Source organism: Agrococcus sp. UYP33 (assembly GCF_054060915.1).
In genome coordinates this window covers 175194-192734 of record NZ_JBSSDR010000002.1, presented here as the reverse complement: position 1 = coordinate 192734, position 17541 = coordinate 175194, and the positions used below count along the sequence as shown (strand labels likewise).

Sequence of the window (17541 nt, the reverse complement as noted above, 5' to 3'; positions counted from 1 at the left end):
GGAGGGCTACTGCGTGGAGGACTCCGGTGCCGCGGGCAGCTGCAGGTCGATCACGCCGGCATCGCGCCAGAGCCGCTCGAGCTGGTAGTACGTGCGCTCCTCCTCGTGGAAGATGTGCACGACGATGTCGGAGAAGTCGAGCAGCACCCAGCGGCCGTCGGCGCGGCCCTCGCGGCGCACCGGCTTCGCGCCGACGAGGATGAGCGCATCCTCGATCTCGCGGGCGATCGCGCTCACCTGGCGCTCGTTGCGGCCGGTCGCGATGAGGAAGACGTCGGTCAGCGGCAGCTGGCCGGAGACGTCGAGCCCGACGAGGTCGACGGCGAGCGCCTTGTCGGCGGCGAGCGCTGCGGCGCGGGCGAGCGCGACGGCCTTCTGGTCGGCGCTCATCGAGCGCCCGTGGTGTTCAGTGCCATACCTGGTCAGAGCCATCCCTGCGTGAGCGCCAGCGCGAGGAAGCCCGCGACGGCGACGGCGAATCCGCCCGCACCGACGCCGATGGCGATGGGCCACACGGTCGAGCGCTGCTTCTGGGGTGCGATCTGCACCCGAGCGTTGGCATAGGAGGAGACGGCCTTCGATGCGCGCACCGGCGCCGCCTCGGGGCTCGAGACCTCGCCGTCGGCGACGTCGGCGTCGACGTCGCTCCCGTCGATCGAGGCGCTGCCGCGGCCGGACGAGGCGAAGCCCTCCGGCACGTCGATCGAGCCGGTGACGAGGAGGCCGTCGGCGCCCTCGAGCTGGAAGTCGGGGGCGTCCGAGCCGGCCGGCAGCACGAGCGCGTTCGCCGTGATCGACGAGGCCGACGAGCCACCGGTGCCGGCGACGCCCTGCTCGCGCAGGTCGGCGATGTGGTGCTCGGAGGTGTCGGAGACGACGTTGACGATCACGGGGAGGCGCTGCGACTGCCCGCGGGTCGGCCCTGTCTGGATGAGCTCCTCGGCCTCCGCGGCGGCGCGGTGGTCCTCGAGCTCGGCGGGCGTCGACTCGGCGACGCGGCGCGACGAGACGCGGGGCAGCTCGACGATGACCTCGTCGATCTCGAGGCCGTCGACCTCGGCGTCGTCGACGGTGTCGAGGCCCTGCACGTCGTCGACCGGCACGGCCGAGCGGCGCGCGGACGACGGCGCGGGCACGGATGCCTTCGGCTCCGGCGCGATCTCCGCCTCGATGACGTCGAGCTCGTCGACCTCGTCGGGCTCGATGCGGTCCATCGCGACCGTGGCCTCGAGGACGGGCTCCTCGCGGACGGGCTCGTCGCGGACGGGCTCCTCGACCTTGGCCTTGCGGCGGCCGAAGAAGCGGCCGACCGGGTTCGCGGGGCGCTCCGGCTCGACGGCCGGCTCCGGCTCCGGCTCCGGCTCGGATTCGATGGCCTCAGCCTCGACCGGCTCGTCGTCGACGGGCTGCGCCTCGACGGCGTCGACCGGCTCGAGCGCGGGCGCTGCGTCGTCGAGCGGCTGCGCCTCATCCGGCGCGGCGGGCACGCTCGGCGCGGAGTGCCGACCCTCGTGGGCCGGAGCATCGCTCGGCCCGGGGTGCTCGGGCTCCTCGTCGGGAACCGGCGGCGCCTCGCCCGTGCGGGCCAGCTCAGCAGCGCGCTCGAGCTCTCGAAGCTGCCGTCGCGTCAGCGGGCGGCCCTCGTTCGCATCGGTCATGCTGTCAGTCTCCGGTACAAGTCGTGCTTGCTGATGTATTGAACCACCCCGTCAGGGACCAAGTACCAGACGGGATATCCGGCGCGGACGCGCGCACGGCAATCGGTCGAGGATATCGCAAGTGCCGGGATCTCCAGCAGTGAGACACGTCCCGGCGGGAATCCGGAGATCGAGAGGTGGTGCCCAGGGCGGGTGACGGCGACGAAGTGGGCGAGCTCCCAGAGCTCGTCCTGGTCCTTCCACTCCACGATCGAGGCGAACGCATCCGCCCCCGTGATGAAGAACAGCTCGGCCTCGGGATGCATCGCCCGCACGTCGCGGAGCGTGTCGATCGTGTAGGTCGGGCCGGCGCGATCGATGTCGATGCGGCTGACGCGGAAGCGTGGGTTCGACGCGGTCGCCACGACCGTCATGAGGTAGCGGTGCTCGCTCGGCGACGCGTGGCGCTTCTGGTACGGCTCCCCGGTCGGCACGAACACGACCTCGTCGAGGCCGAAGTGCTGCGCGACCTCGCTCGCCGCGACCAGGTGGCCGTGGTGGATCGGGTCGAACGTGCCGCCCATGATGCCAAGGCGGCGGCGACGCTCCGGTGCGGCGTCGATGTCAGGCGTTGCCGTGGACGTCGTGCCGCTCAGCGCGGTGCGAGACGTCGCGGAAGGAGCGCAGCACGATGGCCGAGATGATGAAGACGGCAGCGGCGATGCCGCCGGCGATGTACGGGCCAGCGCCCGCAGCCTCTTCGGCGTGCTCAGCCGCGGCGGCGAGGAGTGACAGGGTCATCATGGGTGTGCCTCCGATCCATGCCAAGCCTAGCGCGGGTCAGGCCCGCACCTGGCCCGTGCCGCGCACGATCCACTTGCTGCTCGTCAGCTCCGGCAGGCCCATGGGTCCGCGCGCGTGCGACTTCTGCGTCGAGATGCCGACCTCGGCGCCGAAGCCGAACTCGCCGCCGTCGGTGAAGCGGGTGGATGCGTTGTGCATGACGACCGCGGAGTCCACCTCCGCGAGGAACCGCGCCGCCGCATCCGCATCGTCCGTCACGATCGTGTCGGTGTGGTGCGTGCCGTAGCGGTTGACGTGCTCGATCGCCGCGTCGACGTCGTCGACGACGCCGATCGCGATGTCCATCGACAGGTGCTCGGTCGACCAGCCGCCCTCACGGAGCGGCGCGGCGTCGACGACGCCCGGGAGCTCGCCGTCGGCGTGGATCGTGACGCCCGCCTGCTGCAGGGCGAGCGCGATGGCCGGAACGGCCGTCGCGGCGATGTCGCGGTGCACGAGCACGGTCTCGAGCGAGTTGCAGACGCTCGTGCGCTGCGTCTTCGCGTTGAGCACGATGTCGAGCGCCATCGGCAGGTGTGCTGCGCGATCGACGAAGGCGTGCACGACGCCCGCGCCGGTCTCGATGACGGGCACGGTCGACTCGGTGACGACGCGCTCGATGAGGGCGGCGCTCCCCCGCGGCACGAGCAGGTCGATGAGGCCGCGGGCGCGCATGAGGCGGCCGGCGCCGTCGCGGCCGAACCGGTCGATGGTCTGGACTGACGCGCGCGGCAGGCCGGCGCGCTCGATGGCACCCTGCATCGCCTCGACGAGCACGGCGTTCGTCCGCTCGGCCGCGGAGCCGCCGCGCAGCACGACCGCGTTGCCGGAGCCGAGCGCGATGCATGCGAGGTCGACCGTGACGTTGGGGCGCGCCTCGTAGATGACGCCGATGACGCCGAACGGCACCCGCACCTCGGTCAGCTCGAGGCCGTTCGGCAGCGTGCGCTCGCGCAGCACCTCGCCGATCGGGTCGGGCAGCACGGCGAGGGCCCGTGCGGCGGCGGCGAGGCCGGCGATGCGCGAGGCATCGAGCAGCAGCCGGTCGAGCAGCCCCGCGTCGAGCCCGGACGCGCGGCCGCGCTCGAGGTCGTCGGCGTTCGCGGCGAGGATCGCGTCGGCGGCGTCCTCGATCGCGTCGGCGATCGCCTCGACGGCGGCGTGGCGCTGCTCGGCCGGCGCGACGCCGAGGCTGCGCGAGGCGCGCTTCGACTCGGTCAGCAGCGCGTCGAGCTCGTCAGGCATGCCTCGATCCTAGGAGGCCACGCCGACCCCTCCGCACCTGCCTGTTGAGGGTTTGCGTCCGCGTTGCCCGCAACTGGGACGCAAACCCTCAACACGGACGGCGAGCAGCCCAGCGCGTTGAGGGTTTGCGTCCGAGTTGGGCTCAACTGGGACGCAACGCCTTAACACGGACGACGGATCGCCCGCGCGGGCAGGCGGCGGTCAGCGGCGGGCGTCGGGGTTCGGCTCGAACTCGGTCCCGAGCCGCTCGCCGCTGATGAGGCGCTCGAGCAGCGGCGTCGCGGTGACCGTCACGCGCACGCCCGCGTCGGCCGCGAGCCGAGCGGCGTCGACCTTCGTCATGGCGCCGCCGGAGCCGATGTGCGAGCCGCTCGCGCCCAGGCGCACGCCGTCGAGCGGGTCGCCGTAGGCCACGTGCTCGATGGGCTCGGAGCCCGGCTCGTCCGGCGGCGCGGTGCGCAGCGAGGCGATGTCCGAGAGCAGGATGAGCCGGTCGGCGCCGACGAGCCGCGCGACGAGCGCCGCGAGCCGGTCGTTGTCGCCGAAGCGGATCTCGTGCGTCGCGACCGTGTCGTTCTCGTTGACGATGGGCAGCATCCGCAGCTCGAGCAGCCGCTCGAGCGCGTTCCGCGCGTTGACGCGGTGCGAGTCCATGTCCATGTCGGACGCGGTGAGCAGGATCTGCGCCGCGACCAGCTCGTGCCGCGTGAGGCTGCGCTGGTAGCGGTTCATGAGCACGTTCTGCCCGACCGCCGCGGCCGCCTGCTGCATCGGCAGGTCGGCGGGCCGGGCGTCGAGGCCGAGGTAGGGCATGCCCGTCGAGATCGCGCCGGACGAGACGAGGATGACCTGGCCCTCGCGGTGCAGTCGGGCGAGCCCGTCGACGAGCGGCTCGATCTGGCCGCGCCGCTCCCCCGAGATCGACGACGAGCCGACCTTCACGACGATCCGCTCCCCGGCCCGGAGGTCGAGGGTCGTCATGCCTTGTCGTCCCAGCGCTGGACCTCGAACCCCTCGTCGTCGGTCCAGACGCCGCCGTCGCGCTCGCCCAGCAGGTCGTCGCGCGCCGCCTGCTTGGCGTCCATGCGCTCGTGGTACTCGCGGCGGCGCTCCTCCGTCGTGCGACGGTCGTTGCGGTCGAGGCGCGGGTCCGTGCCGCGGTTGCCCACGAGCTCGGCGGCAGAGGCGATGGTCGGCTCCCAGTCGAAGACGATGCCGGCGCCCGGGCCGATCACGACGGTCGCACCCGCGACCGCGCCGGCCTTGAGCAGCGCGTCCTCGGTGCCGAGCTTCGCGAGCCGGTCGGCGAGGTAGCCGACGGCCTCGTCGTTGCGGAAGTCGGTCTGCGCGACCCATCGCTCCGGCTTCGCGCCGAGGATGCGGTAGACGGGTCCGTCGTGGCTGCCCTCGACCTTGACGACGTAGCCGTGGTCGTCGATCGCCTTCGGGCGCAGCACGATGCGCTCGGGCACCGGCTCGACGGCCTTCGCCGCGCGGTCGGCCTCGACGAGGTCGGCGAGCGCGAACGAGAGCTCGCGGAGGCCGGTGTGGGCGACCGTCGAGATCTCGAACACGCGGTAGCCCATCGCCTCGAGCTCGGGCCGCACGAAGTCGGCGAGCTCGCGCGCCTCGGGCACGTCGATCTTGTTGAGCGCGATGAGCTGCTGGCGCTCGAGCAGCGGCGTCTGGCCGTCGGGCACCGGGTACGCCTCGAGCTCGCGCAGGATGACCTGCAGGTCGCTGATCGGGTCGCGGCTCGGCTCGAGCGTGGCGCAGTCGATGACGTGCAGCAGCGCCGAGCAGCGCTCGACGTGGCGGAGGAACTCGAGGCCGAGCCCCTTGCCCTCGCTCGCGCCCTCGATGAGGCCGGGCACGTCGGCGATCGTGTAGCGGGTCTGGCCCGACTCGACGACGCCGAGGTTCGGGTGCAGGGTCGTGAACGGGTAGTCGGCGATCTTCGGCCGCGCGGCGCTCATCGCGGCGACGAGGCTCGACTTGCCGGCGCTCGGGAAGCCCACGAGCGCGACGTCGGCGACGGTCTTCAGCTCGAGTGTGACGTCGCCCTCGACGCCGGGGGTGCCGAGCAGCGCGAAGCCCGGGGCGCGGCGCTTCGTGCTCGAGAGCGCGGCGTTGCCGAGCCCGCCCTGGCCGCCGGCGGCGACGACGAGCCGCATGCCGGGCTGGTTGAGGTCGGCGAGCTGCTCCCCCGACGCATCCGTCACCACGGTGCCGACGGGCACGGGCAGCTCGAGGTCCTGGCCGGACGTGCCCGACTTGTGGTCGCCCTGGCCGGGCATGCCGTTGTCGCTCGAGCGGTGGGGTGCGCGGTGGTAGCCGAGCAGCGTCGTGATCTGCGGGTCGGCGACGAGCACGATGTCGCCGCCGTCGCCGCCGTTGCCGCCGTCGGGGCCCGCGAGGGGCTTGAACTTCTCGCGCTTGACGGAGACGCAGCCGTGACCGCCGTGCCCTGCGCGCAGGTGCAGCGTCACCTGGTCGACGAATGTCGCCATGAACTGTCTCCTTCGATGCGAGAGCGGGGCGGGCCGAAGCCCGCCCCGCTCATCGGATGCTGATGTGGTGCGTCAGACCGCTGCCACGATGTTGACGACCTTGCGGCCGCCCTTGTTGCCGAACTCGACAGCGCCGGCCTCGAGGGCGAACAGCGTGTCGTCGCCGCCACGGCCGACGTTGGCGCCGGGGTGGAAGTGGGTGCCGCGCTGACGGACGATGATCTCGCCGGCCTTGACGACCTGGCCGCCGAAGCGCTTCACGCCGAGGCGCTGCGCGTTCGAGTCACGACCGTTGCGGGTGGACGATGCGCCCTTCTTGTGTGCCATTGTCTGTCAGCCCCTTTACTTGATCTCAGTGACCTTGAGGCGCGTGAGCTCCGAGCGGTGGCCCATGCGGCGCTTGTAGCCGGTCTTGTTGCGGTAGTGCTGGATGCGGATCTTCGGGCCGCGGAGGTCGGTGACGACCTCGGCCGTGATCTTCACCTTGGCGAGCGCGTCGACATCCGTCGTCACCTTGTCGCCGTCGACGAGCAGCACGGGGGCCAGCTCGACGTTGCCGTTGTCGTCACCGGCGATGCGGTCGACGACGAGCACGGTGCCGACCTCGACCTTCTCCTGCCGGCCGCCGGCGCGCACGATTGCGTACACCACGATGGGATCCTCACTGTTGGTACGACTCCCGGCCGAACCGGGACGAAGCTTGTAGCGCGCGCGAAGTCGCGACGTGCGCCAGCGAACAACGATACAGGTTCGCAGCGCTCTCGGTCAACACGGCCGGGCCCGCGTGGCGCGGACTACGGTGGGCGGATGGCGATCCTCGTCGACGAGCCCCTGTGGCCGAACCACGGCACGATGTGGGCGCACCTCGTGAGCGACGCATCGCTCGACGAGCTGCACGCCTTCGCCCGCGCCGCGGGCATCCCGGCGCGCGGCTTCGACCACGACCACTACGACGTGCCGGCGGAGCGGATCGACGCGCTCGTCGCGATGGGCGCGCAGCGCGTGCCCCCGAAGGAGCTCGTGCGGCGGCTCATCGCGAGCGGGCTGCGCGTGAAGGAGCGCGACCGCCGCTAGCGCTGCTCGTCGGGCTTCGCGGTGATGACGCCCGAGGATGCGCGGCGCGAGCGCCGAGCGGCCTTGCCGGTGCCGGGCGCGGGCGTCGCGATGGCGTCGAGCGCGCTGCCGAGCAGCCCGTCGAGGTCATCGGGGGTCGCCTTCGCCGCGACGGGCTCGTGCGCCGGAGCGACCGGGATGTCGAGGATCGTGACGACCGGCTCGGCCGCGACGGCCTCGACCGCCGCCTTCGAGGGGGTCACGATGCCGCTGACCGGCTCGGCCTGCCGCTCGCTGCGCTGCTCGCGCTGCTCGACGGGCTGCTCGACGTGCTGCGGTGCCTGCTGCTCGTCGCGCGCATCGCCGGCCGGCGCGTGGTGGCCGTGCTGCTCGCCCTCGACCTTGCCCTTGCCAGCTGCGGCGATCTGCGAGAGGCCCTTGCGCAGGTCCTCCGTGATCGCGTGCGTGCCGCCCGCGGGCTGCTGGTGCTGGTGCTGGTCGGGCTGCTGCGAGTCCGACTGCTTGCCGCGGCCGCGTCGGCTGCGGCCGTTGCCGGCGCCGCCGCTCTCGGGCTGCTGCTGCTGGCGCTGCGACTTCGAGATGGGCTCGTGGTGCACGATCACGCCGCGGCCCGCGCAGACCTCGCACTGCTCGGAGTACGACTCGAGGAGCCCGAGGCCGAGCTTCTTGCGCGTCATCTGCACGAGGCCGAGGCTCGTCACCTCAGCCACCTGGTGCTTCGTGCGGTCGCGGCTCAGGCACTCGATGAGGCGCCGCTGCACGAGGTCGCGGTTCGACTCGAGCACCATGTCGATGAAGTCGATCACGATGATGCCGCCGATGTCGCGCAGCCGGAGCTGGCGCACGATCTCCTCGGCCGCCTCGATGTTGTTCTTGGTGACCGTCTCCTCGAGGTTGCCGCCGGCGCCGACGAAGCGGCCGGTGTTGACGTCGACGACCGTCATGGCCTCGGTGCGGTCGATCACGAGCGAGCCGCCCGAGGGCAGCCAGACCTTGCGGTCGAGCGCCTTGTCGATCTGCTCCGAGATGCGGAAGTGCGAGAACGGGTCGTCGGTGCCCTCGTAGGCCTCGACGCGGTCGAGCAGGTCGGGCGCGATCGCCTCGAGGTACTCGCGGATCGTGGTGAGCGCCTCCGAGCCCTGGATGACGAGCTTGTGGAAGTCCTCGTTGAACACGTCGCGGACGATCTTCACGAGCAGGTCGGGCTCGGCGTGCAGCCGCTGCGGCGCGGAGCCGATCTTCTTCTGCTGCTGGATGCGCTCCCACTGGCGGGTGAGCCGCTCGACGTCGCGCGTGAGCTGGTCCTCGGTCGCGCCCTCGGCGGCGGTGCGCACGATGACGCCCACGCCCTCCGGCAGCACCTGCTTGAGGATCTTCTTGAGGCGCGCGCGCTCGGTGTCCGGCAGCTTGCGCGAGATGCCGTTCATCGAGCCGCCGGGCACCGACACGAGGTAGCGGCCGGGCAGCGAGATCTGGCTCGTCAGGCGGGCGCCCTTGTGGCCGACCGGGTCCTTCGTGACCTGCACGAGCACGGTGTCGCCGGGCTTGAGGGCGAGCTCGATCTTGCGGGGCTGGCCCTCGAGCTCGGCGGCGTCCCAGTCGACCTCGCCGGAGTAGAGCACGGCGTTGCGGCCGCGGCCGATGTCGACGAAGGCGGCCTCCATGCTCGGCAGCACGTTCTGCACGCGGCCGAGGTAGACGTTGCCGATCAGGCTCGACTCGGATGCCTTGGCGACGTAGTGCTCGACGAGCACGCCGTCCTCGAGCACGGCGAGCTGCACGCGGTCGTGCTTCGAGCGCACGATCATCTGTCGCTCGACGGCCTCGCGGCGGGCGAGGAACTCGGTCTCGGTGACGACCGTGCGGCGGCGACCGGCGTCGCGGCCCTCGCGGCGGCGCTGGCGCTTGGCCTCGAGGCGGGTCGAGCCCCGCACCTTCTGCGGCTCGGTGATGAGCGGCTTCTCGTCCTCGGCCTCGCGGGGCGTGCGACCGCGCGTGCGGGTGCGACGCGAGCGGCGGCCGCCCTGCGGGCGCTCGTCGTCGTCGTCGTCCTCGTCGTCCTGCTCGTCGTCGTCGCGCAGCGACGGGAGGGCGGGCAGCGCGGCGAGGTCGGGCGCGTGGAACACGATCCCGAACGGGCTGGTCGGCAGCTCCGGGAGCGCCATCGCGGCGGCGCGCGGGTCATCCGCGGGCTCGTCGGATGCCGGGGCGTCGCTCGCCGGGTCGGTCAGGCCGGGCTCGTGGCCGGGCTCCGCCGGCTGCGAGCCGGCGAGCGCCGGCGCGGCGGTGTCTGTCGCTGCGGTGTCGGCCGCTGCGGTGTCGGCCGCTGCAGAGTCGACTGTCGCGGTCTCGGGCCGGACGCGCTCGAGCACGGTGTTGGCCGTGATCGGGTCGGCGGCGCCCGCCACGAGGTCGGTCGCAGCCGCCTCGGTGCCGGCATCCGGCGTCTCGGGCACCGCATCGAGCGTCGCGTCGTGCGCCGGCGCATCCGCTGCGGACCGCTTGCGCGTCGTCGCTCGCTTGCGCTTGGGCCGCTCGGCGGGCGCCTGGGCCTCGCCCGCAGTGCTCCCGGTCGGGAGGGTCGTGTCGTTGTCCACCATCGCTGGCGCTCTCCTGCCGCAACCGGCGCCGCCGGTCGCCATCTCGCTCGCGACCGGGGCGCGCCCCGGCGCGAATCCTTCCTGGCACCCCCTTGCGGGGATGGCCCGGGCTAGACGTGCTGCCCGGAAAACTGTGGTGTGCGCCCGGAGGGCGCGCTGCCGGGAAGTCTACCCCACGGCCGACGATCTCTCACGGCAGCACGACGCGCACCGCGAGGGCGACGAACGCGAGGGCCGCGACGAGGGTGGCGCCGATCGCCGGCCAGCCGTGCGGCTGGACGCTCCTGCCCACCTTCGCGCCGATCAGCACGACCGCCGCGAGGTAGGCGGCGGAGATGAGCTCGAGGATCAGCATGAGCACCGCGAGGTCGCCGAGCGGCGTCGGCGAGTCCGGGTCGATGAACTGCACGAAGAACGACGCGAAGAAGAGGATCGCCTTCGGGTTGAGCAGGCTCGTGACGAGCGCGGTGCGGAACGGCGCGAGCCGCGGGCGGGCGATGATCGGGTTCGGGGCGGTCGGCGGGTTCGTCGGGTTCTCGGTGGGGGCGGGCTCGGCGGAGCGGCGCCGCTTCGCCGCGATGCGGGCGACGGCGCTGCGCACGAGGCCGATCGCGAGCCAGCAGAGGTAGGCGGCGCCCGCCCACGTGAGGATGCGGAAGACGATCGGATTCGTCGAGAGCGCCTGCGCCGACAGCACCGCGAGCACCATGAGGATGGCATCGCCGAGGAAGACGCCGAAGGTCGCCCGGAAGCCTGCGCGGCGGCCGGCACGCAGGGCGGTGGTCGCGACGTAGAGACTGTTGGCGCCCGGCAGCAGCACGATGACGACGACGCCCGCGGTGAAGGCGGCGAGGGTGGCCGCGTCGAGGCTCATCGGGCCGACCCCGGGCGGATCGCATAGCGCGGGCTGGTTGGATGGGGCGCAGGAGGCTCCATGAACGACACCCGTCCCGCCCAGATCGCCGCACCCGTGTGGCTCGGCGTCGTGCTCATCATCACCGGCCTCCTCGGCCTGCTCGGGGCGTTCTCGCTCTCGGTCGAGCGCATCGAGCTGCTGCTGCACCCCGAGGAGGCGCTCGGGTGCGACCTGAACCCGTTCCTCACGTGCTCGGGCGCGATCGAGTCCGACCAGGGCGCCGTCTTCGGCTTCCCCAACCCGTTCCTGGGACTCATGGCGTTCCCGGCTCCGATCATCATGGGCGTCCTCACCCTCGGCCGCGTCGCGATGCCCCGCTGGGTGTGGACGGTCTTCTCGATCGGCGTGCTCGGCGCGATCGTGCTCGTGCTCTGGCTCGCGCAGCAGTCGATCTTCGTGCTGGGCTTCGTGTGCCCGTGGTGCTTCCTGGTGTGGCTCGCGATGTACGCGATGGCGTTCCCGCTCTGGACCTGGGCGTTCGGCGCCGGCGCGCTGCCGGCGCCCGCCGGGCTGCGACGCGTCGCGGCGCGCTACTCGGCGTGGGGTTGGGTGCTCTCGCTGACCCTCGCGGTGATCCTGGTCGTGACGATCATGATCGCCCTGCCCGGCATCCCCCGCTTCCTCTTCGCCTTCTAGGCCCCCGGTCTACGTCGAACTTCCCCGAACTCCGGGTTTCGGTCGTCGAAACCCGGAGTTCGGGGAAGCTCGGCGGATGCGGGACAGGTCAGGCGAACCAGAGCGCGAGCTCGCGCGCGGCCGACTCCTCGGAGTCGGAGCCGTGCACGAGGTTCTGCTGCACCTTCAGGCCCCAGTCGCGGCCGAGGTCGCCGCGGATCGTGCCGGGCGCGGCGGTCGTCGGGTCGGTGGTGCCGGCGAGCGAGCGGAAGCCCTCGATCACGCGGTCGCCCTCGAGGCGGATCGCGACCGACGGGCCGGAGAGCATGAACTCGACGAGCGGCTCGAAGAACGGCTTGCCGCGGTGCTCGTCGTAGTGCTCCTCGAGCAGCGCGCGCTCGGGCTGCACGAGCTTGAGGTCGGCGATGACGTATCCCTTGGCCTCGATGCGGGCGAGGATGGCGCCGGTCAGCTGGCGCTGGACGCCGTCGGGCTTGATGAGGACGAGGGTGCTCTGCATGCCGCCAGCCTACCGAGCCGCTCACGCACGCCCGTGAGCGGTCACTGCGGCACGTGAGCGGTCACTCCGGCACGTGAGCGGTCACTCCGGCGCCTGAGTGGTCACTGCGGCACCTGAGTGGTCACTCCGGCGCCTGAACGGTCACTCCGGCACCTGAACGGTCACTCCGGCACCTGAGCGGTCACGCAAGGCGTGAGTGCTCACTGCGACACCAAGGCTGAGCGCGCCTCTCGCACCGCGCATCCCGGATGCCCGACCCATCCGACGCCCGACCACCCCGACGCGCGCGCCGATCACCGTCACGAGTGACCACTCACGCGCGGGAGTGACCACTCACCCGCGGCAGTGACCACTCACCCGCGGGAGTGACCACTCAGGTGCCCGGGGCTCCCCGGGGGTCGAGGCCCTGCGCACGCCGCTGCCGCTCGATCTGGCGCGCCTTCACGAAGCAGTAGATCCACAGCCCCACGAGCACGATCGCGACGACGCCCCACACGGGCTCGAACCAGGTGAGCGCGACGACCGCGGCCTGCGTGACGAGGCTCACGATCCAGCCCCACGGGCGGCGCAGCAGCGGCATCGTCGCGATGAGCAGCACGCCGACGACCGCGAACGCGAGGGGCCCCGGCCAGTCGCGCGTCACGCCCCAGACGGCGAGCGCGCCGAACGCGATGCCGGCGGTCTGCAGCCCGTGCACGATGCGCAGCAGCGACTCCATCGCGCCGCGCGCCGGGCGCTGGCGCGGGCTCACAGCTGCTCCTCGTCGGTGATCTCGACGGTCGCGGCCTGGCGGCGCGCATCCGGTCGGCGCAGCCATCCCTGCTCGCGCGCGTGGCCGAGCACGTCGCCGAGCAGCGTGATCGAGCCCGTGACGACCACGGCGCCGTCGCGGTCCGCGGCCGCCTCGCGCGCCGCCTCGACGGCGGTGCCGAGCTCCGGCTCGACGAGCACGCGGTCGGCGCCGAGCACGGCGACGGCCTGCGCGGCGAGGTCGTCGGCGGGCAGCGCGCGCTCCGACGTCGACTGCGTCACGACGAGCTCGTCGATGACGGGCTCGAGCTCGGTGAGCACGCCCGTGACGTCCTTGCCGACGAGCACGCCGAGCACGAGCGTGACCTTCTCGAGCCCGAACACGTCGCCGAGCGCGGCACGCAGCGCGCGGGCGCCGTGCGGGTTGTGGGCGGCGTCGAGCACGACGAGCGGATGCGCGCCGACCACGTCGAGGCGGCCGGGCGAGGTCGCCGCGGCGAAGCCCTCGGCGAGCACCTGCGCGGTGAGCGGCTGCGAGCCGCCGCCGAGGAAGGCCTCGACCGCGACGAGCGCGAGGGCCGCGTTCGCGCCCTGGTGCGCGCCGAGCAGCGGCACGAGCTGGTCGATGTACTCGGCGGCGAGGCCGCGGACCGTGATGAGCTGCCCGCCGACCGCGACGGTCTGCGAGGCGAGCGCGAAGTCGCGGCCCTCGACGAGCAGCCGCGCGCCGACCTCGGCGGCGCGCTCCTCGAGCACCGCGAGCGCCTCGGGCTCCTGCGCTGCCGAGACGGCGATCGCGTCGGGCTTGATGATGCCGGCCTTCTCGCGCGCGATCGCCTCGACCGTCGTGCCGAGCCGGTTCGTGTGGTCGAGCGCGACGGGCGTGATGACGGCGACGTCGCCGTCGGCGACGTTCGTCGAGTCCCAGGTGCCGCCCATGCCGACCTCGAGCACCGCGACGTCGACCGGCGCATCCGCCATGATCGCGAAGGCGAGCACGGTGAAGGCCTCGAAGAACGTCAGCCGCCGCTCCCCCGCCGCCGCGAGCTCCGCGTCGACGAGGTCGAGGAACGGCGCGATGTCGTCGTAGCCGCGCGCGAACGCCTCGTCGCTCACCGGCTCGCCGTCGATCGCGATCCGCTCGTTGACGCGCTCGAGGTGCGGGCTCGTCAGCAGCCCCGTGCGCAGGCCGTGCGCTCGGAGCAGCGCATCCGCGATCCGCGCGGTCGAGCCCTTGCCGTTCGTGCCGGTGATGTGGATGATCCGGAACGCCCGCTGCGGGTCGCCGAGCAGCTCGACGGCGCGGCGGGTCGCCTCGATGCGGGGCTCGACGGCCTGCTCCCCCGCTCGCTCGAGCAGCGCCTGGTAGGCGGCCTCGGCCGCCTCGCGGTGCTCGAGCGACTCGAGGATGCGGTCGTCGATGCTGCCCTGGTCGTCGCTCCCCTGGTCTGCGGTGAGGTCGGTCATGCGGCCACCTTCTCGATCGTGATCGCGAGCGGCGACCCGTCGCCCACGCGGTGCGCGGTGCGGCCGTCGGCCAGCTCGCCCATGGTGTCGTCGATGCGCTCGACCGAGAGCTCGGTCGCGAGCGTCTCGGCGGCGACGAGCGCGCGGTTCGCCTCGAGGGCGGCGACGCCGTGGGCGTCGGACCCGAGGGCGAGGCGGATGCGGTCGGAGACGTCGAGGTCGGCCTCCTTGCGCGCCTGCTGCACGGCGCGGACGACGTCGCGCGCCAGGCCCTCGGCCTCGAGCTCCGGCGTCGTCGCGGTGTCGAGCACGACGAAGCCGCCGGTGGGCAGGAAGCCCACCGCCGCCGTCTCGTCGGCGACCTCGAGCGCGAGCTCGAACTCGCCCTCCTGCAGCGCGATGCCGCCGGCGACGACGGTCTCGCCGTCGGCCGTCCAGTCGCCCGCGCGCGCGGCCTGGATCGCGCGCTGCACGTCCTTGCCGAGGCGAGGGCCCGCGGCGCGCGCGTTGACCTGCAGGCGGCGGGAGATGCCGTAGCGCTCGAGCGCGTCGGGGCCGGCGGCCTCGAGCACGACCTCGCGCACGTTGAGCTCGTCCTGCAGCACGGCGGCGAACGGCGCCACGTCGACGTCGCCGACGACGGTGAGCGTCGGCAGCGGCAGCCGGACGCGCTTCCGCGCCTGCTTGCGGAGCGCGTTGCCGACGCTCGCGATCGCGCGCACGGCGTCCATCTGCGCGACGAGCTCGGCGTCGGCCGGGAGGTCCGCGGCATCCGGCCAGTCCGTCAGGTGCACCGAGCGGCCGCCGGTGAGGCCCTTCCAGACCTCCTCGGTGACGAGCGGCGAGAGCGGCGCGGCGACGCGGGTGAGCGTCTCGAGCACGGTGAAGAGCGTGTCGAACGCCTCGGAGCCCGAGCCGTCCTCCTGCACGCCCTCCCAGAAGCGGTCGCGCGAGCGGCGCACGTACCAGTTGGTGAGCACGTCGATGAACTCGCGCACGGCGAGCGTCGCGCCGGTCGCGTCGAGGCGCTCGAAGGCGGCGGTCGCCGTCTCGACGGTCTCGCGCAGCTTCGCGAGGATGTAGCGGTCGAGCACGTCGGTCGACGTCGTCGAGCGCTGCGCGAGGTACGGCTGCCCGCCGCTGGCGCGATTGGCGTACGTCGCGAAGAAGTACCAGGTCGACCACAGCGGCAGGTGGAACTGCCGCAGCGCCTCGCGGATGCCCTCCTCCGACACGATGAAGTTGCCGCCGCGCAGGATCGAGCCCTGCATGAGGTTCCAGCGCACCGCATCCGACCCGTAGGTGTCGAACGACTCGTTCACGTCCGGGTAGTTGCGGCGCGACTTCGACGCCTTGAACCCGTCGTCGCCGAGGATGATGCCGTGGCTGATGACGTTCTCGAACGCCGGGCGGCCGAAGAGCGCGACCGAGAGCACGTGCATGACGTAGAACCAGCCGCGCGTCTGGCCGATGTACTCGGTGATGTAGTCGGCGGGGCTGTGCTCCTCGAACCACTGCTCGTTCTCGAACGGGTAGTGGAACTGCGCGAACGGCATCGAGCCGGAGTCGAACCAGACGTCGAGCACGTCGGGGATGCGGCGCATCGTCGAGCGGCCCGTCGGGTCGTCGGGGTTCGGGCGCGTCAGCTCGTCGATCGCCGGCCGGTGCAGGTCGGTCGGGCGCACGCCGAAGTCGCGCTCGAGCTCGTCGAGCGAGCCGTAGACGTCGACGCGCGGGTGGTTCGGGTCGTCGCTCTTCCAGACCGGGATCGGGCTGCCCCAGTAGCGGTTGCGGCTGATCGACCAGTCGCGCGCGCCCTCGAGCCACTTGCCGAACTGGCCGTGCTTGACGTTCTCGGGCACCCAGTTGATCTGCTCGTTCGCGGCGAGCAGGTCGTCCTTGATCTCGGTGACGCGCACGAACCAGCTCGAGACCGCCTTGTAGATGAGCGGGTTGCGGCAGCGCCAGCAGTGCGGGTACGAGTGCACGTAGGAGGCCTGGCGCAGCACGCGGCCGGCGTCCTTGAGCAGCTTCGAGAGCGGCTTGTTGGCCTCGAACACCTGCATGCCGGCGACCGGCGCGACCGCGTCGAGGAAGCGGCCTCCGTCGTCGACCGAGAGGATGGTCGGGATGCCCGCGGCGTTCGACACTCGCTGGTCGTCCTCGCCGTAGGCGGGCGCCTGGTGCACGATGCCGGTGCCCTCGCCGGTGGCGACGTAGTCGTCGACGAGGATCTGGAAGGCGTGCTGGGTGCCCCAGGCTTCCGCGTCGGCGTAGAAGTCGAAGATGGGCGCGTAGCGCACGCCCGCGAGCTCGGCGCCGGCGAGCGTGCGCGTCGCGGCGTCGACCGCGTCCTCCGCGGAGTCGTAGCCGAGGTCCTTGAAGTAGCCCGCGATCGTGGCGGTCGCGAGCAGGAAGTCGCCGTCCCCGGCGCTCGTGCCCTGCGGGCCCGCGGGCACGACCGAGTACTCGACCGCGGGGCCGACCGCGAGCGCGAGGTTCGTCGGCAGCGTCCACGGCGTCGTCGTCCAGGCGAGCGCCTTGACGCCGGTGAGGCCGATCGCATCCGCCGCCTCGCCCTCGAGCGGGAAGGTGACGGTGAGCGTGGTGTCCTGGCGGTCCTGGTAGACGTCATCGTCCATCCGCAGCTCGTGGTTCGACAGCGGCGTCTCGTCGCGCCAGCAGTACGGCAGCACGCGGTAGCCCTCGTAGGCGAGGCCCTTGTCGTGCAGCGTCTTGAACGCCCAGATGACGCTCTCCATGTAGGTGATGTCGAGGGTCTTGTAGCCGCCCTCGAAGTCGACCCAGCGCGCCTGGCGGGTGACGTAGTCCTCCCACTCGTCGACGTAGCGCAGCACCGACTCCTTCGCCCGCGCGTTGAAGACGTCGACGCCCATCGCCTCGATCTCGGCCTTCTCGGTGATGCCGAGCTGCTTCATCGCCTCGAGCTCGGCCGGCAGGCCGTGCGTGTCCCAGCCGAACACCCGCGGCACCTGCTTGCCGCGCATCGTCTGGAAGCGCGGGAAGACGTCCTTCGCGTAGCCGGTGAGCAGGTGGCCGTAGTGCGGCAGCCCGTTCGCGAACGGCGGGCCGTCGTAGAAGACCCACTCCTCGCAGCCCTGGCGCTGCTCGAGCGACGCCTTGAAGGTGCCGTCGCCCTTCCAGAAGGCGAGGATCCCCTGCTCGATCGCCGGCAGGTCGGGGCTCGCGGCGACGCTGCGCTGGGCGCCGGCCTCGGAGGTGAGCGGGTATCGGCTCTGCTCGGTCACGCTGGGTCTCCTGCATCCTCGGAACTGTCGGATGCGGGGACGCTCTCGCGCGGTACCACCCCGCTTGCGGTCCGCACGCGGACCGCCGCTTCGTG

At 72.4% G+C, this 17541-nt stretch carries 17 protein-coding genes; 2 read left to right on the top strand and 15 right to left on the bottom strand.

What is annotated here, in order from left to right; genetic code table 11:
- Positions 1-6 precede the first annotated feature (6 nt).
- The 9 genes from rsfS to rplU form a co-directional block, all read right to left on the bottom strand.
- Entirely contained in the window at positions 7-390 is a 384-nt protein-coding gene (gene rsfS / locus ACVWW9_RS11175) for a ribosome silencing factor (RefSeq protein ID WP_123697707.1), read from the bottom strand.
- A gap of 32 nt (positions 391-422) precedes the next feature.
- On the bottom strand, positions 423-1658 hold the full coding sequence (locus tag ACVWW9_RS11170) for a hypothetical protein (protein WP_456515569.1): 1236 nt from the start codon (positions 1656-1658) through the stop codon (positions 423-425).
- Positions 1655-2260, bottom strand: a complete 606-nt coding sequence (gene nadD, locus ACVWW9_RS11165; RefSeq protein WP_354261632.1) for a nicotinate-nucleotide adenylyltransferase — start codon at positions 2258-2260, stop codon at positions 1655-1657. Before nadD ends, ACVWW9_RS11170 begins: the two co-directional genes overlap by 4 nt.
- Before the next feature lies 1 nt (position 2261).
- On the bottom strand, positions 2262-2441 hold the full coding sequence (locus ACVWW9_RS11160; protein ID WP_123697704.1) for a hypothetical protein: 180 nt from the start codon (positions 2439-2441) through the stop codon (positions 2262-2264).
- 36 nt (positions 2442-2477) lie between these two features.
- Positions 2478-3725, bottom strand: coding sequence for a glutamate-5-semialdehyde dehydrogenase (locus ACVWW9_RS11155; protein WP_456515568.1), 1248 nt, complete (start codon positions 3723-3725; stop codon positions 2478-2480).
- Between the two features lie 201 nt (positions 3726-3926).
- Positions 3927-4706, bottom strand: a complete 780-nt coding sequence (proB, locus tag ACVWW9_RS11150) for a glutamate 5-kinase (RefSeq protein WP_354261185.1) — start codon at positions 4704-4706, stop codon at positions 3927-3929.
- On the bottom strand, positions 4703-6235 hold the full coding sequence (gene obgE / locus ACVWW9_RS11145; RefSeq protein ID WP_456515567.1) for a GTPase ObgE: 1533 nt from the start codon (positions 6233-6235) through the stop codon (positions 4703-4705). Before obgE ends, proB begins: the two co-directional genes overlap by 4 nt.
- Before the next feature lie 72 nt (positions 6236-6307).
- Positions 6308-6562: a 50S ribosomal protein L27 gene (gene rpmA, locus ACVWW9_RS11140; RefSeq protein ID WP_123697700.1), complete on the bottom strand. Its 255-nt coding sequence runs from the start codon at positions 6560-6562 to the stop codon at positions 6308-6310.
- A 15-nt stretch (positions 6563-6577) separates the two neighbouring features.
- Complete coding sequence (rplU, locus tag ACVWW9_RS11135; protein WP_123697699.1) at positions 6578-6886, bottom strand: 50S ribosomal protein L21; 309 nt, start codon at positions 6884-6886, stop codon at positions 6578-6580.
- A 156-nt stretch (positions 6887-7042) separates the two neighbouring features.
- Between rplU and ACVWW9_RS11130 the strand changes: the two genes are divergently transcribed.
- Entirely contained in the window at positions 7043-7309 is a 267-nt protein-coding gene (locus ACVWW9_RS11130; protein ID WP_123697698.1) for a DUF4031 domain-containing protein, read from the top strand.
- Here the strand turns inward: ACVWW9_RS11130 and ACVWW9_RS11125 are convergent.
- Both ACVWW9_RS11125 and leuE read right to left on the bottom strand, forming a co-directional pair.
- Positions 7306-9909 carry an Rne/Rng family ribonuclease gene (locus ACVWW9_RS11125; protein WP_456515566.1) on the bottom strand — a complete coding sequence of 868 codons (2604 nt, stop codon included), beginning with the start codon at positions 9907-9909 and terminating at the stop codon, positions 7306-7308. The two genes, ACVWW9_RS11130 and ACVWW9_RS11125, sit on opposite strands and share 4 nt — an antisense overlap.
- A 190-nt stretch (positions 9910-10099) precedes the next feature.
- On the bottom strand, positions 10100-10783 hold the full coding sequence (leuE, locus tag ACVWW9_RS11120) for a leucine efflux protein LeuE (protein ID WP_456515565.1): 684 nt from the start codon (positions 10781-10783) through the stop codon (positions 10100-10102).
- A gap of 60 nt (positions 10784-10843) precedes the next feature.
- Here leuE and ACVWW9_RS11115 point away from each other — a divergent pair, with 60 nt between their 5' ends.
- Positions 10844-11461 (top strand): vitamin K epoxide reductase family protein, encoded by a 618-nt coding sequence (locus tag ACVWW9_RS11115; protein WP_456515564.1) that lies wholly within the window; start codon positions 10844-10846, stop codon positions 11459-11461.
- An 88-nt stretch (positions 11462-11549) separates the two neighbouring features.
- Here the strand turns inward: ACVWW9_RS11115 and ndk are convergent, their stop codons facing one another.
- From ndk to ileS, 4 genes are all read right to left on the bottom strand, one after another.
- Positions 11550-11960: a nucleoside-diphosphate kinase gene (ndk, locus tag ACVWW9_RS11110; protein WP_456515563.1), complete on the bottom strand. Its 411-nt coding sequence runs from the start codon at positions 11958-11960 to the stop codon at positions 11550-11552.
- 373 nt (positions 11961-12333) lie between these two features.
- Positions 12334-12711 (bottom strand): M50 family metallopeptidase, encoded by a 378-nt coding sequence (locus ACVWW9_RS11105; protein ID WP_354261200.1) that lies wholly within the window; start codon positions 12709-12711, stop codon positions 12334-12336.
- Complete coding sequence (locus tag ACVWW9_RS11100) at positions 12708-14177, bottom strand: bifunctional folylpolyglutamate synthase/dihydrofolate synthase (protein WP_456515562.1); 1470 nt, start codon at positions 14175-14177, stop codon at positions 12708-12710. Before ACVWW9_RS11100 ends, ACVWW9_RS11105 begins: the two co-directional genes overlap by 4 nt.
- Complete coding sequence (gene ileS / locus ACVWW9_RS11095) at positions 14174-17446, bottom strand: isoleucine--tRNA ligase (protein WP_456515561.1); 3273 nt, start codon at positions 17444-17446, stop codon at positions 14174-14176. The genes ACVWW9_RS11100 and ileS overlap by 4 nt, the downstream gene beginning before the upstream one ends.
- Positions 17447-17541 lie beyond the last annotated feature (95 nt).